The organism is Pseudoalteromonas sp. APM04, assembly GCF_022809815.1.
Lineage (GTDB): Bacteria > Pseudomonadota > Gammaproteobacteria > Enterobacterales > Alteromonadaceae > Pseudoalteromonas > Pseudoalteromonas marina.
This window is the reverse complement of record NZ_CP094441.1, coordinates 3,384,030-3,399,218: the sequence shown is the minus strand read 5'-3', so window position 1 is coordinate 3,399,218 and position 15,189 is coordinate 3,384,030. Positions and strand designations below refer to the sequence as shown.

Genomic DNA, 15,189 nt, shown 5'->3' with positions numbered 1-15,189 from the left:
TGGGGCCTAAATTTAAGTGTTTGTTTTATAATGAATTTGGTTTTTTGCTAAAAATTAAAAGACTAATTAGTGGTTAAAATTACTAACTATTAATAAAAAGGATGCATAGCGCATCCTTTTTGTTTTAACGACTGGTTTTAATTATACAAATTAAAAGCTGTAAGTAATGTTACCGTATAAAAAGCGACCATCTAAACTGTACGGTGTATAGGGTGTGTACGGGAATATTTGGCTAAAGGTAGAGTAACCAATGTTATCGACCGTAGCTTGCGGGTATTGGTCAAATAAGTTATTGGCACCCAGTGCAAATTTCCATTCGTCATTAGGACGATATGCCACTTCTAAATCGGTTATCCATTTGGCGTCTAGGTATTCATCGCGATCGCTTGTTGTGGAAATATCAGCAACTTCACCGTAACGTGTTGCACGTAACGTTGTTTGCCATTCGTTAAAGTTCCACACGGCCGACAGATTCAGTTTGTTGTCTGGTGTACCTTCTTCAAAACGACCTACTTCACGGCGTGCAAATACAACGTAGTCGTCACCTAAAGAGTTTAGTTGTTCAGGATTATCGTCAACGTGTGTCACTTCGGTGTCGTTAAAGTTAGCCGCTGCGTTTAAGCGCACATCGCCAAAGTTATCTAACTGAAGTAGGTAAGTTGCAACAATGTCTACGCCTTGCGTGCGTGAGTCAATTGCGTTAGTAAAGTAGCGTACGCTTTCGGTATTTAACTCACCAGCATCCGCTAAAATTTGCTGTACTGCGGCACCGCTTAAGTTTTCCGAGAGTACAATACGGTCATCAATATCAATACGGTAGGCATCAACCGTTAAGCTAAAGTTACCTTGGGTGTAAACAAAGCCAGCAGTTAAGTTAACTGAGTCTTCAGCGTCTAACTGTTTTGCGCCAAGGGCTTGCGCTGCGGGTGCATCTGTTGGGAATAGACCTACTTCAAACGCTTGGTTGTTTTCAAGTACGGTTGAAATTTGGCGATACGAGCTTTGTGCAAGCGATGGTGCACGGAAACCTGTGCTAATTGCCCCACGTAGCGATAAGTTTTCGTTTACGCTGTAACGTGTTGCAAGCTTTGAGGTAAAGGTGTTGCCAAAGTCGCTGTAATCTTCGTAGCGGCTTGCTAAAACCATGTTCCAGTTGTCGGTTAGGTAGGTGTCAAACTCAACAAATAGTGCAACGTTATGGCGGCTTTCATCTGTTACGCTTTCTGGACCAAAACCCGAAAGTACCTGTGCGCCACCGGCAGCAATTGGGTTGCCATTGCTATCAAGTGCAGTAATGTAAGAGGCTTCTTCACCCTGTTCTATTTTATAGCTTTCGTGGCGGTATTCAGCACCTAGAGTAAAAAATACGTCGTCAGGTAATCCTAAATCAAGGGTTGTGCTGGCATCACCATTGATTATAAATTGGTCATAAACTAGTGCGCCGTTATCAAATTCGGTGGGGCTGGTGGCACCCAAAGACGTATTTAAGCTATTTACAACGCCCAATGCAAAGTCGTTACGGCCATAGTTGGTACTTACATCCCATGTCCAGTCGCCCGTTTCACCTTCTAGACCTAGGGCAAATGAGTAGTCTTCAACATCGGTTTCAATTTGCGGTAAAAAGCCATCTGGGTAAAGTGCTAATACGTTACGGCTGTCTTGCGCACGGCGGTAAAAGCCACCTGAGTTACCTTCTCGTTTTGAGTAGCTACCAAATGAATACAGGTTTAGGCTGTTATCTAGCTCGTAACCCATATTGTAAAATAAAGCGTAATCTTCAAGGTCAGCTTTACCAAAACGATGGTTGTAACGGTCAATAGTAAATTCGCGCGGGTCTAGGCTGCCATCGTCAAGGCGGCTATATTGCTCGCGAGGGTCAAAACCAGAGCGTTGTGTTGGGCTGTTATCGCGGTATTCAATCGATACGTTTACAAAGCCGCTGTCTGATAATGCAAATCCAGAGTTAGCGCTAATTGTGCGTGTGGCGCCATCGCTAATTTCGCGGTCATCACCTAGGTTAAATGCAAGGTCACCGTTTGCATCTGCGTAGGTGCTTTCTAAGTTCGGTGCGCCCGCCATTTGTGTATCGTATTCACCATAGGTTACGCTTACACTACCGCCTTCAGAGGCATCTTTTAAAACAATATTAATCACCCCAGCAATGGCATCAGAGCCGTATTGCGCTGCAGCGCCATCGCGAAGTACTTCTACGCGCTTAATGGCTGATGTAGGGATCATGTTTAAATCTACCGCAGTAGATCCTCTACCTACAACACCCGCTAAGTTTAAAAGCGCGCCAGAGTGACGGCGTTTACCATTGATAAGCACTAAAGTGTGATCGGGCGCTAAGCCGCGCAGTACAGCAGGTTTTGCGTGGTCTGTTCCATCACCTAAAGTGGCACTTGGAAAGTTAAAGCTAGGCACTTGGTTGGCAAGAACTTGGCTAATCTCAAGTTGGCCTGTGCTTGCCATGTCGCTGCTAGTAATAATATCTACTGGCACTGAGCTTTCAGCAATACTTCGCAAACTACGGCGAGTACCTGTTACTGAGATTACTTCGATATTCTCTTGTGCCTGAGTATCTTGCTCTGCTGCATTAGCTGTAACAAAAGAGCCGCCAAGTGCAGAGGTTACGGCCAGGCTAAGTGCTAATTTATTGGCTGATAAACGCTTAAAAGTCATTTATGTTCCTTAAGAACGTCGTTGTTTTGGTGAGTTTGAAAAAGGAGCGAATCATATAGAAGCGCTCAACTACGTGCAAAGATAAAAACCATCTATGTTATTCACGTTTTTAATAAGTAAGGCCACTGTTTACGTACGTTATAGACGGTTAGATCGTTACTGTTGTAATCTTGTGGCGAATGGTTGAGAAATCAATAAAAGTAAAAGGGAGATTGAAAAAAAGTGATAGGCATAAAAAAGCCAAGTTAAAAACTTGGCTTAAAAAATACGTTTAAATAAATGCCAAAATAATTACTCAGGCGCTACTTCAAGCGTTGTAAATAAAGCATAACGACCTGAATCTACGCCTTCTTCCTTTACATCAACTTCGGTGGCGGTTTCAATTAAATAGATACCCGGTGCGTTCCATGTTGTTGTAAAGAAGCCGTTTTTATCGGTGGTTACTTTTACTTCGCCGCGTTCGTTACGGTAGCGAGTGTCGCCTCTTAAAATATTTACTTCAATACCTTCGCCTGCAGGCTTGCCGTCTTGTAGTAATTGAAAACGCGCTTGCTCGCCTACAAATAAATCGTTCGGATGGGTTGGGCCACTTAGTTCAAGGCCTAAACCTAATAATGCAGGCTTAGATGTACCGTTACGGCTTACAAACGTGTCTACCGTTGAAATCACTTTAGTGGTGCGTACGCCTTGAGCGTTGCTAGGTAATTTAGCGTCTGTTTTTTTGCCAAATACACGTTTGCGTTTACCTTCTTCATCTTTATAAAAGGTCATGTACATTGGCTTTTGTGTCATTGCAATGTGGTAGGTGCCCTGTTCAGTTAAACTAACTGCGGCTGAGCTTTTGCGTTTTAAGTAATAAGCACGAATAGTGTCGCTAACCGGCTCGCCGTTTGGCATAAGCGCCATGAGTAATGTGTCGTCCCATTGAGCGTCTTTTTCTTTTGGCTTAAAGGCTTTATCGGGGGCAAACATTTCGTTAGAAATACTCGCATCAATCATTACATAATGCGCTTTATCGCCAGAAAGTGAGGTGTGTGATGGTAATAACCAACGGCCATGTGCGCTGGCTGATGTAGATACCAGCGCTGATAAGCTAAGTGCGCCAATTAATGCTGTTTTTAATAAATTAATTTTCATTTTTCTGTCCTTTAAATTCGAATTATAAATAGCTACTACTTAGCGTTTACGGTAACAAAACTGGTTGAAAACTCTTTTTTACCATCGATGGTAATTTTACCTGGCTTTGTTAAATCGAGTTCGAGGCGTTTGTAATCACGGCCTCCTTCTTCACGAACAACTTCAATATTTAAAAGGTATTTACCAGGTGCTACGGCGTTGCCGTCTAAATCTTTACCTTGCCAATCAATTGTATAAGTACCAGCGCGCTTAGTGGCGCCACTTATACCGTCAAAGTTAATATTGGTTTTACCTGCTTTACGCCACCATTGGCGTAAGTCTTTAAACCACTCGGCTTTTTGAACCCAAAGTGCAAGCGTTGTTACGTGTTTGCGCTCTGGTGTTTCTAGCCACACAGCAACGTACGGTCGATGATAAGGTTGTACATCAAGGTCGGGTAGGGTGAGTTCAATCTCTAGCTGCGGCGTTTGTGCCTGAACCGTTGTTTGAAATAGTGCGGCAACCATTAATAATGCTGCGCTAAATACAGTACTAACTTTTAACATTAAGACACTCCTTTAATTTGTGGTACCCAGCATAAATAAATAACCAATGGCGTTGCGATGCCTAAAACGGTTATCCATATACCTGCTAAGCGTTTTTTTCTGTTTTGAAACAAAATAATCATGCCGGTAATGGCAAAAATAATCATTAATACCGCTGAAATATCAATTACCCAGCTCCATACTTCACCGGTGTAGCGACCTTTATGTAAATCGCCAATAAGGCTTAAAAAGCCGCCTGTTTGGTAATCGAGGTTTAGCTCGCCAGTTGTAAAGTCAAGCTCAGCGTAAGCAAAACCGGCCGGAAGGGGGTAGTCGAGCATGACAAGTGCGTCTTCTTTTTCCCATTCAATACTTTTTACCTTGGTGAGTGAGTATTGTGTAGCTAGATAGGCTTCTATTTCTGGGTAAAGCGAAGGCAGTGTATTTAGCTGTGCGTTGGCTTTGGTTACAAGCTCAGCTGGAATAGTTGCAGTGACGTGCCCGTTACTTTTATCGTTTTTAAGCCAGTCAACATGGTTAAGTACAATACCACTAACACAAAATAGAATGAGTAAAAAAAACAAAGCGGTAGAAATGTAAATATGTAGGGCACGGCTTGTACTGTACAAAGCTCGCTTATTAATAAACGACATAAATAATTTAATGTAATAAATTTATTACATGATAATGATTTGCATTACTTATTACAAATTTACTTACGTAACTTTACATTAATATTTTAAAACCCCTGAATTCTGGCTAAATAATTTTTAAGCTAGTTAGTGCGTTTAAACGAGGTTTAGTGCTGAGGGGGTTGTGAGGGTCTTAAAATAAGGTAAATCATAACCGCAATTTCTATTGCTGCTACAAGGTATACAACCCAATTAGGTGCTGTTGAGTTAAGTAAAAGTATAAAGCCAGTAAGCATACCAATAGCGGCAAAGTACTTAGCTTTAGTTGGTACCACTTTGTGAGCTTGCCATTGCTGCAAGGTAACACCATAGCGAGGGTGATTAAGTAACCAATTTGCAAGTGCAGGAGATGAGCGAGTAAAACAAGTGAGCGCCAAAATAAAAAATATAGTCGTGGGCATGACCGGAAGCATAATGCCTACAATGCCTAGCGCCACTAAGGTTAAGCCTAGCATTTTTAACCCTACATTTTTATAACAGATAAGTGACGATTTTATATTCATTGACGGCGCTATAGTGAGTGGCGACTAATTTAAAGTGTAGGCCAATTTTACATTTATTATAAAGCTAAAACGCTATTCCAATAAAAAAGGACATACCCAGTATGCCCTTTTTTGTAGACTAAACACTAGTTATTAAAAATAATAACCAATGTTTATATTAAAGCGTTTTTCTGTTTCGCTGCTGTCACCTGCAATCGATCCACCAACGAAAGGTTGGTTATTAGCATGTACAAAATCAAAGTAGGTAAACAAGCCGCCAGCGGCTACAGAAACACCCGTCACGTTCATCCACGTATCTGCGCTGTTGTCAGATTTATCGTAGATAATCCCGTAATCGTTATAAAATTGTAGGCCTGTCACTGGGCCCCACTCAACTGGCATGCTGTAAGCGATGTTTGCATTGGTCATGGTTGCTTCTGCGGCAATACTGTCGTAAAACGAGTAAGCACCTACGGCCATACGATCAATATTATCTATGTCGTAGTTGTATTCACCATGTTGAAGCTGAAAGTTCCATGCATCAATATTGCTATTTAGGTGCATAGCCCATGCATAATAGTCGCCCGCGCGGTCATTACCGTCATGTAACCCGCCAGATAACGCAGAAAAACCTAACTCGGTTGTGCCGCCGTCATGTTCAAAATGGTAACCGTAACGGCCCGAAAACGTATTGTATTCGCCTATTTGGGTTACAGGTTCTGCGTAAATGCCGTCTTCTGGGGCTCTTACGCCAACTACATCGTATGAATAGCGATCGCTGCGGTTGTCAACGTAGCCATCTACGCCACCAAGCTCATCGTTTTTGAAAAAGCCAAGATCTAATTGCCAGTTATCTGCAATTTTACGTTTAAACATGATGCCTAAATCGTGATCATCTTCTAAACCGATGTAATAGGTGGTGTTAAAAAACCAGTTGTGAGAATTATAAGGCCAGTTACCAAAGGGTACTTTGGTGATACCTGCTTGTACTTGCCAATCGTCTGCAAAATCGTACGCTGCATAAGCATATTTTACTGCGGTCATGTAATCAAAAAAGCGAATTTCTGCGTTAAGAATAACGTCGCCTACATCACCAGAAAAATTAAGTCTAAAAACGTCAAAATCGAAGTCGCCGCCGCGGTCTTCGTTATCGTCATCATACGATGCATAACTAAAGTTTGTACGAATAGCACCGCCGACCTTTATGCCGCTGCTTTTTTCTTTCGGCGCTTCTGCCACCACAACGTTTTGGTCAGCTTTTTTCTCGATAAGTGCAACTTGCTCTTGGTGTTTTTCGTTAATTTTTTGCTGTTTAGATTTTTCTTCAACTAGTTTTTGTTCAAGCAGCTTCATTTGCTGCTGTAGTTGTTTTAATTGACTTTGAAGCGTGTCGATATCGGTGGCGTAAGAAGTACTCGAAACACTACCTAAAATAAATGCGAGCGATAATTTTGAGAGTTTGGTCATATTAGCTGCTTCTTTTCGTTTGGTTAAAAATAAAAACCCAAGATATTAATAACACCTTGGGTTAAGAGCTTAGTACAAAACCATTATATTTTTTATTGTTCGTTTTTTATTCTTTAGGCGCTTGTGTAAGTGCGCCCACTTCAAGTAAGGGAGATGCATCTAATTTATCTGCATCCATCATGGCTGCAATACGCTGCATAGATGAAAGTAATAAAGACTGCTCCCATTCAGCCAGACCAGAAAACTTTTCTATGAAGTGTTCTTGTAATGGTTGAGGGGCTTTAAGTAGTAATTCTTTCCCTTTTTCGGTGAGGTGTAAGCTCACTCGACGTTTATCCATTTGGCTTCGAACGCGTGTGACCAGATCTCTGCTTTCAATTCTGTCGAGAATATTAGTTACGGTCGCTGGGCTTAAATTTACATTTTGTGCAATGCGGCTAGCAGTGATGCCATCAGTTTGAGACACTTCGTGCATTATAAGCAGTTGTGGGCCAGTTAAGCCGGCTGTTTTATTAAGTTGCTTTGAGTGTAAATCAATCGCTCGGATCACTTTACGTAAAGATACCAATAACTCGTCATATTTTTGCATGTGTTTATCTCGTCGAAAAGCGATGCTTTGCCATAATCGCGAAATGTTACACATCAAATAAATTGAATTCAAATTAAAAATTTAATTTTTTACTGCTGTTACTCGTTTTTATTAATTAGAGTAGAAACTAATTTACCTTAAAGCAATACCCCTTTAGTTAAGGTTTTTTATAGGTGGGAGTGCTTCGTTAAGCATTTTAGCTACGTTTGCACTATTAAATACACGGCTCAAATTGCTTTTTTTACAATTCATTTTATGCGTTTAGTGTGTAATTAATTAAAGTGTAAATTAAGTAAGTGCATGATATACAACTATCAATATGCTCACAATGATTGTCTGAATAAGCAAAAACTTATTTGCTTGGTTTATACTTTACGTTATATGTAAGAGTATTGAACGTTGTGATTATTAATATTAAAGGGAAAGGCATGAAATTATCGCCATCAGTGAGCATTGAACACACCGAAACCGGTCTTGAATTTATTAATATTGAAAGTGATTTGTGCAATGCAAAAATATTTTTGCAAGGTGGCCAAATTACGCAATTTACACCTAAGGGCAAGCAACCTCTTATTTGGGTGTCGGGTAATGAAACTTTCTCAGAAGGCATGAGTATTCGCGGTGGTATTCCTATTTGTTGGCCTTGGTTTGGGACACATGCTAACGGTGGTTGGCCCGCACACGGTTTTGCCCGAACCAGCTTGTGGCAAGCTGATGAGGTTAATGAAACTGAGGAATGTATTACGGTGAGTTTAAAGCTACCCATGAAGTTGGTGAACACTGAATATTGGCCGCATCAGTCGGCATTGAAGGTGGAATTTGTTTTAAGTGATTCGCTTGAGGTGAGATTAACCACAACAAACTTAGGCGATACGGCGTTTAGCTATACACAAGCGTTGCATACATATTTTCCAACGTCAGATATTACTAATACACACGTTGACGGCTTACAAGGTGCGCAATATATTGAATTTGCTGAAGGACCTTTTACGCAACAAGCGGTTGTTGGATTTGAACGTGAAACCGATATGGTTTACACCCAAGCCACACCTATTCAATACATAAATACGCCCGAAGGCGTTATTAAAGTTGGGCGAGCAAACTCTAGTTCGTGTGTGCTTTGGAATCCGTGGATTGAAAAATCAAAGCGCTTGTCTAATTTTGCTGACGATGAATACAAAACCATGTTATGCCTTGAAGCCGCCAATGTATTAGATGATGCGGTTACCCTTGCACCACAGCAAAGCCATACGTTGGTAACATCTATAGAATGGGCATAATAAGATATGCCTAATTAGGCTTTGTGTGCGAATAAAATAATAAAAACAGTATAGGAAATAGTGTGTTTAACAATCAGCAAATAACGGATTTACCACAGCATAAAAACATTGAATTTAAAGCGCTTGCCGATAAAGCATTGCTGCATGCACAGCTTAACTGGTTAGTGTTTTATATTCCTTTTAGCGCAATATTAGCCGCAATTTGTTACTTCAACGAAAATTTTGCGAATAACGCGCAAACGTATTTATTAATTGGTATGCCTATTTTAATTCTCGCTTCTATGCTTTACAGCGTTGCGAGTATTAAATTGCAAGGTGTGGCTATGCGTCAGCACGACATTGCGTTTAAAAAAGGAATTATTTGGCAGCGGGTGACTATTTTACCGCTAGCGCGCGTGCAGCACATTGAAATACACCGTGGCCCCATTGAGCGAAAGCTGGGTTTAGCCAGTTTAAAGCTGTATAGCGCCGGTGGCATGAGTGCCGATTTGCAAGTAAGCGGGCTTACACACACGGATTGTAAAAATATGCGCCAGTTTGTTCAAAATTACCGCCAAGAACAAACGTCTACTCAGGCTGTACCAGCCGATGAGTGATTTTACACCTCATACCACACAAACGGATGCTGGCCAGGTGCAATTGTGGCAAAAAGTATCGCCTTGGGCACTTTTGTATTTTGTTGTCCATTTTGGTGTGCGTTTTGTGCGCGACGGTATATTTAACCTATTACCGCTTGGTTTTGTATTTGTTACACAAGTAGAAAACAAACTCTTCTGGGGGCAAATTGCAGCAGCAGTGGCTGTAAGTGCTTTGCTTTTATACTCGGTTTTATATTACAGAAACTTTAGGTTTTGTATTTCAAGCGATAACGAAATACTCCTTAATAAAGGCGTTTTTAAAAAAGAACGTTTAACGCTTAAATTTGAGCGAGTACAAAATGTAAATATTGCTGAGCCTTTTTACTTTAAACCAGTAACGCTGGTTAATTGTATTTTTGATGCGGCAGGTAGCGCGGCTCAAGAAGCTGTATTGCCGGGCGTAACCCAAGGTTACGCAGAGCAAATGCGAAAGCAAATATTTGCTTACAAGGCCCAACAGCAACTTGAGCCAGACAGTGAAGTAGAAACAGACGAGGCTACTGAGCAAAGTAGTTTGTTTATTTCAAACAAAGAAATAGCCAAGTTTGGTTTAATGTCAAACATGGCTATTTTAGCGCTAGCCGCCATTGCACCACTCATAAATGTGGTAGCCGATGTGCTTGAAAAGCAATTAATCACAAAAGTAGAAGGCTTTTACGAGCAAGAACTTGGACTTGTAGCCAGTGCAGCGTTATTTGCTATATTCACAATGTTTGTACTTGTGGTACTTATTGCTGTTTTGCTTTCGGTGGGAATGTCGCTGATTCGGTTTTATAATTATCAGCTTTATTTTAAAGGTAAAAAGTTTAAACGCATTGCCGGTTTATTAGAGCGCCACCAGTTATCGATGAGCTTAGACAAAGTGCAGTCGATTGTCATTAAGCAAAATATTATTGCCCGGTTACTTAAGCGCTTTACCGTTGAATTTTTGCAAGCGAGTAGCGGTGGTGCAATGGCGGGTATGGCCGCTAAAAAAAATAAACAAACCTTAGTCTTACCTGTATTAAATAACGAGCAAGTAAACAGCGTATGCCAGTGGATTTACCCGTGGTTTAACAACAGCGCACTGGCATTTAAGCAGGCAGAGCGAGCACTTTGGTATAAAAACTTAGTCTTGTATGCATTGTTACCTAGTCTACTTGTTGCTGTGTTTTGTTATTTTAATGAGCTTAATTACTTTATCAGCGTGGGTGTGCTTGCTGTATTTGCAGGCTTGGTTACCTTGTCGTATCAACGTTATGGTTACTATTTACATGAAGATGATGGCCGATTTTACATGGTTGTACGTAAAGGCATGATTGGCGTACATTATCGTGTGTTTGAACTTTATAAAGTACAAAGTGCTAGCAGCGAAAGTACCTATTTAATGCGAAGATCAGGATTGAAAAGCCTGTATATACAACTTGCTCATGGCTTTGCGTTTATGCCATACATAAAAGAGCAAGACGCTGATTTTGTGATTGATTTTACGCTTAAACAGGCTGAGTCAGACACTCGTAGTTGGATGTAATTTCTGCAAACAATAAAGTATGTGCGAAAACACATTTGCACATGCTTTATTACACTTTTTTACTGCAAACTCAGTGAGTTTAATAATACTCTAAGCATTATTGAAAATGCTACTTAAGGGATTATTGTGAAAAAGTCACTCATTGCCTCAGCTTTGTTGCTCGCTGCCCCCGCGTTCGCTGCGGATTGGCAAACCATTCATACCGAGCATTTTAATGTGCACTACAGCATTGAGCATATTGATTTTGCTAAATCGACCGCGGTTGAACTTGAAATTGTTCGCACGAAAGTGCTTGAACAACAAAATCGTGCACTCGATGAAATAGTCGATGTTGTCGTGTTTGACCCCTTAAATGCGGCGAACGGGTTTGCCTTGCCTACATCAAGCAACCCAGTAATGGCACTTTTTACTACCCCACCGCAGTCTGATACGGTGATTTCAAACAGTTCTGGTTGGCAGCAGTTACTGGTGTTGCACGAATACATTCATTTAGTGCATTTGGCCCAGCCTACACGCAACCACTGGCAGCAAAAAGTGCGCGGTTTGTGGGATATTTACGATTTAACCTACAGTGATACGCCGCGCTGGGTTGCTGAAGGGTATGCAACGTTAATTGAATCTAAAATGACCGGACGAGGGCGCTTATTTGATAATTACTCTGAGTCGATATTACGTGAATTTGCTCAACAAGGTGCGCTACCAACCTATGGGCAATTGAATAGTGATAATGGTTTTATGGGTGGCTCTATGGCCTATTTGATGGGCAGTCGGTTTTTATATTGGCTAGAGCAAACATTTTCTGAGCAAATACTTGATAGTGTATGGACCCGAATGCAGGCAGTTAAGTCGCGTGATTTTGATGAAGCATTTGAAGGTGTGTTTGGCCAAAGCGCAGCGAAGCTATATCGCCGTTTTATTGCTGAATATACGTATAATGCCATGCAGCAAGAGCAAGGAGAGCAACCACTTGATAGTGAGCTATGGCTAGAGCTTGATTTATACGCAAGCAATCCAACACTTTCACATGATGGCAGCAAGCTTGCAATAGTTGAGCGTGATGCCAAGCGTAATACTAAGCTCGTTATTTATAGCACCGAAGATAACACCAAAGCGATGGAGAGCTTTGAAAAGGCACAAAATGAGTTAATTAAGCAAGACCCACTCGATATACCAGATTCGCCACCGAGCGTGTTTAAGCGTGAACAAAAGCAAGTGCTTAATCAAATAAATCGGGCAGGTATAGCCAACCCTCAATGGGTAAATAGCACAACACTGTATTTTAATGCTTATAGTACTGAAGAGTCCGGCATTTATAATCGGGTGTCTGATATATTTAGCTATAACATTGAAACCGGCAACGTAGAAAAGCTAACCGAGTTTGCAGGGCTAAGACGCTTTAGTGCAACAAGCGACGGTGACACTTTGTATGCAGAGCAAATACGTGATGGCTATTCTGAATTAGTAAAAGTAGATATTAATACCGGCACCATAACGCCGTTGTTCAAAAAAAGCTTAAATACTGCATACGATTACCCCACGCTTAGCCCCGATAATAAAAAATTAGTTTATTTATCAGCTTCTTTAAACGAAAACTGGCAGATGTATATACAAGATGTTGATGGTGGTGTTAGCCAGCCTGTACCTATGCCAAACGAATATCAATATTTAACCCAACCTAGCTTTAGTGACAATGGCGAATCAATCTATTTTGTTGCGGGATTAAATAAAACGACTGATATTTATAATTACCATATAGCCAGTAATACCCTAAAGCGTTTAACACATGGGCAAGAAGCGGTTGCTCACCCCATTGAAATGCAAGATGAAACGCTGCTTTATTTATCGATTAATGCCGACGGCCCTGATGTAAAAAGCCTAGCGAATACCAGTATTAAAACGACGGTGACCGATTTAGCTGTTAATAGCAAAGCCCCGCTATTAATGGTTAATGAGCACACGTTGCCAAAGGCTAAAGTATACACGCAAGAGGTTGGCGAACAGCGCGATTATGCAATACTCGATCAGCACGCAACCTTTGCGTTGGGCTCTCAGTATTATTCTGCATCGACCAGCTTATTAACTATGGGTATTAAAAGCAGTGATTTATTAAAGCAGCTAGACCTGCAAGCTGGTTATAGCATTGACTTAAACGATGATGCATTACATGGTGGCTTTGTAAATGCCAAATACAATGCGCTTGATGTTAAGTTTAAACTCGCTTTGTATGACTACAACTTAGATACCTCTCGCCAATATCAAGCTTTAAGCCCAAGCAATTTAAATAACGAAATAGATGCTCTTGGTGGGTTTGTAGCAATGAGCTATCCACTTAAGTTTGGCCAATTAAGCTTAACCCCTGAGCTTGCTTATAACTATACTGATTACAAACAAAGCCATACTCGTTGGACGCGTGTCGGTTTTGCTCAACGTTGGCAATATGACCGCCAAGCTTTTGCTATAGGGCAGCGTATTAATGCCCGTTGGTACGAAGGTAAAAGTGAAAACAATTGGCAAGGGTATGACCTCGATGCGAGCATATTTGGTAAGGTGTATAACGCTCCTTTGTACATTAATTTCACACAAAAGCAGCGAGACGATGCACGCCTTGCGCTAGGCGGGTTTAGTTCAAACCTTATTAATCAACACTACAGTAGTGAATTTGTGCTAGCAGCTGAACTGCCTTTTTATAGTGCAACTGCCGAGCGTTACCAAGGATATGGCGGCGGAGTTACTTATAAAGAAGGTATGCCATGGCTTTATTACACTCAGCATCAATTAGATGACAGCGTTTATGCACAAAGTTACGGTTTAAAATATCAAGGTGACTTTAGCTTTGGCATGGGGCCTGCGGGTGTTAACGATTTAACATTTAATGTGGGGGTGTCGCGTGTTGAGGGCAGTAGCTTTGACGATGAAATGCGTGCATGGCTGAGCTTTTACTATTCGCTTTAAATAAATTTAATGAGCTTAGTTGAACTGTGGGTAGTAAATCGATTAACCACAGTTCAATTCACCCTAATCTTTATATTGCAGCGACAACAATTTGGCTTGATATACGTTTAACTTTTTATCGTCTCGCTCATACTCAATTGCTTTTTTAATTAGCCGCTTTGTGTGCTGTTTTTTACCTTGCTGGTAGCGAATTTTAGCAAGCTCTAGGTATAGCTCAGAAATATAGGGAGCTTTAACGATGGCGAGTTCTAAGTGGTCTTTTGCTCGATTAATAAAACCGGTTTGTAAATCGTTTTTTGCTAGAACAAGCAGTTCATAAGGGCCTTTCTCTTTATTAACTAATTGACTAGTTAGTTGCTCAGCAAGTTCACTTTTACCAAGTTGTTTAGCTAATAATTGATAGTTATTAATTAAATTTATATTCGATAGATTATTGTTTATAGCGGTTTCGTAAATTACTTCTGCTGTTTTTAAATCGCCCGCACGGCGATGTAAAATACCTGCCATATTAAAAAGCTCAGCATCATTCGGAGTAAAGTTGTTAGCTTGTAAAATAAAAGAATAAGCGGTGTTTAGTTTTTCTTTAGCTAGTGCTTTAGCCGCTAAATTACTATAAAACTTCGCAACCAAATCGTTGTAGCTGGCACTGCCGGAATAAAAACTACCGCGTGTAGGAAAATAATCAATCAGGGTACCTGGGCGAAAAACTTGAATAACGTTCTCTTTTTTCTCAACTTTTGGTGCATATACCATGGTTCTGAAATGATTAGCTACATAGACCATTCCACTTTCTTTTGCGTACACAGGTTCACTAGTAACTTCTTGAAAGCTGGTTTCTAGCCCCAGCGCATTTGCATAACTTTGTGTAAGAACCGCTAAACTAATACAGTTGCCGTGTGCGCGAGTAAGAGTTTGCGAAGAAGTTAATGTGTCACCATGGTAACTAAAATCGCTAAGTTGGTTTTCTAAATAGTTGTAAATAATACGATCGGTTCTAACACCATTTAGTTGCTGCTGGTTGGCATAAGCTAAAAAGCGTTTTTTTTCGGCGTTTGGCAATTCAAAAATATTCAACTCGCTGGGAGTGTCTATTTGTTTAAAGCGGGTGTGATTAATAAGCGCAGTAAGCTGGGGTTGCTCAACTGTAGGCGTTGTTGGAGTGCTTTTACATGCACTTAAAAATACCAAAAATAATGTAACTAATACTATAGATTTCATAAGCCACCTCAATGTGAT

12 protein-coding genes are annotated in these 15,189 nt (G+C 40.7%); 4 read left to right on the top strand and 8 right to left on the bottom strand.

Translation table 11 applies throughout. The annotated features are described in order from the left end of the window. Positions 1-150: 150 nt before the first annotated feature. The 7 genes from MTP24_RS15690 to MTP24_RS15660 form a co-directional block, all read right to left on the bottom strand. Entirely contained in the window at positions 151-2,682 is a 2,532-nt protein-coding gene (locus MTP24_RS15690; protein ID WP_243532107.1) for a TonB-dependent receptor, read from the bottom strand. A 291-nt stretch (positions 2,683-2,973) separates the two neighbouring features. After that, positions 2,974-3,819: a DUF4198 domain-containing protein gene (locus MTP24_RS15685; RefSeq protein WP_243532105.1), complete on the bottom strand. Its 846-nt coding sequence runs from the start codon at positions 3,817-3,819 to the stop codon at positions 2,974-2,976. A gap of 35 nt (positions 3,820-3,854) precedes the next feature. Then, positions 3,855-4,364, bottom strand: a complete 510-nt coding sequence (locus MTP24_RS15680) for a DUF2271 domain-containing protein (RefSeq protein WP_006792520.1) — start codon at positions 4,362-4,364, stop codon at positions 3,855-3,857. Beyond that, positions 4,364-4,996 (bottom strand): PepSY-associated TM helix domain-containing protein, encoded by a 633-nt coding sequence (locus MTP24_RS15675; protein ID WP_243532103.1) that lies wholly within the window; start codon positions 4,994-4,996, stop codon positions 4,364-4,366. The genes MTP24_RS15680 and MTP24_RS15675 overlap by 1 nt, the downstream gene beginning before the upstream one ends. A gap of 146 nt (positions 4,997-5,142) precedes the next feature. Then, positions 5,143-5,538 (bottom strand): YbaN family protein, encoded by a 396-nt coding sequence (locus tag MTP24_RS15670; protein ID WP_243532100.1) that lies wholly within the window; start codon positions 5,536-5,538, stop codon positions 5,143-5,145. Positions 5,539-5,670: 132 nt separating this feature from the next. Next, a complete protein-coding gene (locus tag MTP24_RS15665) occupies positions 5,671-6,984 on the bottom strand; it encodes a porin (protein WP_010557898.1) in 1,314 nt (437 codons plus the stop codon). Between the two features lie 106 nt (positions 6,985-7,090). Continuing rightward, entirely contained in the window at positions 7,091-7,573 is a 483-nt protein-coding gene (locus tag MTP24_RS15660; RefSeq protein WP_008131907.1) for a MarR family transcriptional regulator, read from the bottom strand. Between the two features lie 428 nt (positions 7,574-8,001). Between MTP24_RS15660 and MTP24_RS15655 the strand changes: the two genes are divergently transcribed. From MTP24_RS15655 to MTP24_RS15640, 4 genes are all read left to right on the top strand, one after another. Next, entirely contained in the window at positions 8,002-8,853 is an 852-nt protein-coding gene (locus MTP24_RS15655) for a D-hexose-6-phosphate mutarotase (protein WP_243532098.1), read from the top strand. 62 nt (positions 8,854-8,915) lie between these two features. Then, positions 8,916-9,449, top strand: coding sequence for a PH domain-containing protein (locus MTP24_RS15650; RefSeq protein ID WP_243532096.1), 534 nt, complete (start codon positions 8,916-8,918; stop codon positions 9,447-9,449). Beyond that, positions 9,442-11,001 carry a PH domain-containing protein gene (locus tag MTP24_RS15645; RefSeq protein ID WP_243532094.1) on the top strand — a complete coding sequence of 520 codons (1,560 nt, stop codon included), beginning with the start codon at positions 9,442-9,444 and terminating at the stop codon, positions 10,999-11,001. The genes MTP24_RS15650 and MTP24_RS15645 overlap by 8 nt, the downstream gene beginning before the upstream one ends. Positions 11,002-11,127: 126 nt before the next feature. Then, a complete protein-coding gene (locus tag MTP24_RS15640; RefSeq protein ID WP_243532092.1) occupies positions 11,128-13,953 on the top strand; it encodes a hypothetical protein in 2,826 nt (941 codons plus the stop codon). Between the two features lie 63 nt (positions 13,954-14,016). On the opposite strand, the gene MTP24_RS15635 is transcribed toward MTP24_RS15640, so the two are convergent. Continuing rightward, a complete protein-coding gene (locus MTP24_RS15635) occupies positions 14,017-15,171 on the bottom strand; it encodes a hypothetical protein (protein ID WP_243532090.1) in 1,155 nt (384 codons plus the stop codon). Between the last annotated feature and the right edge of the window lie 18 nt (positions 15,172-15,189).

Excerpts from the sequence above, each read along its gene's own strand:
- MTP24_RS15645 (WP_243532094.1), top strand. The coding sequence starts at position 9,442 with ATGAGTGATTTTACACCTCATACCACACAAACGGATGCTGGCCAGGTG.
- MTP24_RS15670 (WP_243532100.1), bottom strand. The coding sequence starts at position 5,538 with ATGAATATAAAATCGTCACTTATCTGTTATAAAAATGTAGGGTTAAAA.
- MTP24_RS15665 (WP_010557898.1), bottom strand. The coding sequence starts at position 6,984 with ATGACCAAACTCTCAAAATTATCGCTCGCATTTATTTTAGGTAGTGTT.
- MTP24_RS15655 (WP_243532098.1), top strand. The coding sequence starts at position 8,002 with ATGAAATTATCGCCATCAGTGAGCATTGAACACACCGAAACCGGTCTT.
- MTP24_RS15660 (WP_008131907.1), bottom strand. The coding sequence starts at position 7,573 with ATGCAAAAATATGACGAGTTATTGGTATCTTTACGTAAAGTGATCCGA.
- MTP24_RS15680 (WP_006792520.1), bottom strand. The coding sequence starts at position 4,364 with ATGTTAAAAGTTAGTACTGTATTTAGCGCAGCATTATTAATGGTTGCC.
- MTP24_RS15685 (WP_243532105.1), bottom strand. The coding sequence starts at position 3,819 with ATGAAAATTAATTTATTAAAAACAGCATTAATTGGCGCACTTAGCTTA.
- MTP24_RS15635 (WP_243532090.1), bottom strand. The coding sequence starts at position 15,171 with ATGAAATCTATAGTATTAGTTACATTATTTTTGGTATTTTTAAGTGCA.
- MTP24_RS15675 (WP_243532103.1), bottom strand. The coding sequence starts at position 4,996 with ATGTCGTTTATTAATAAGCGAGCTTTGTACAGTACAAGCCGTGCCCTA.
- MTP24_RS15690 (WP_243532107.1), bottom strand. The coding sequence starts at position 2,682 with ATGACTTTTAAGCGTTTATCAGCCAATAAATTAGCACTTAGCCTGGCC.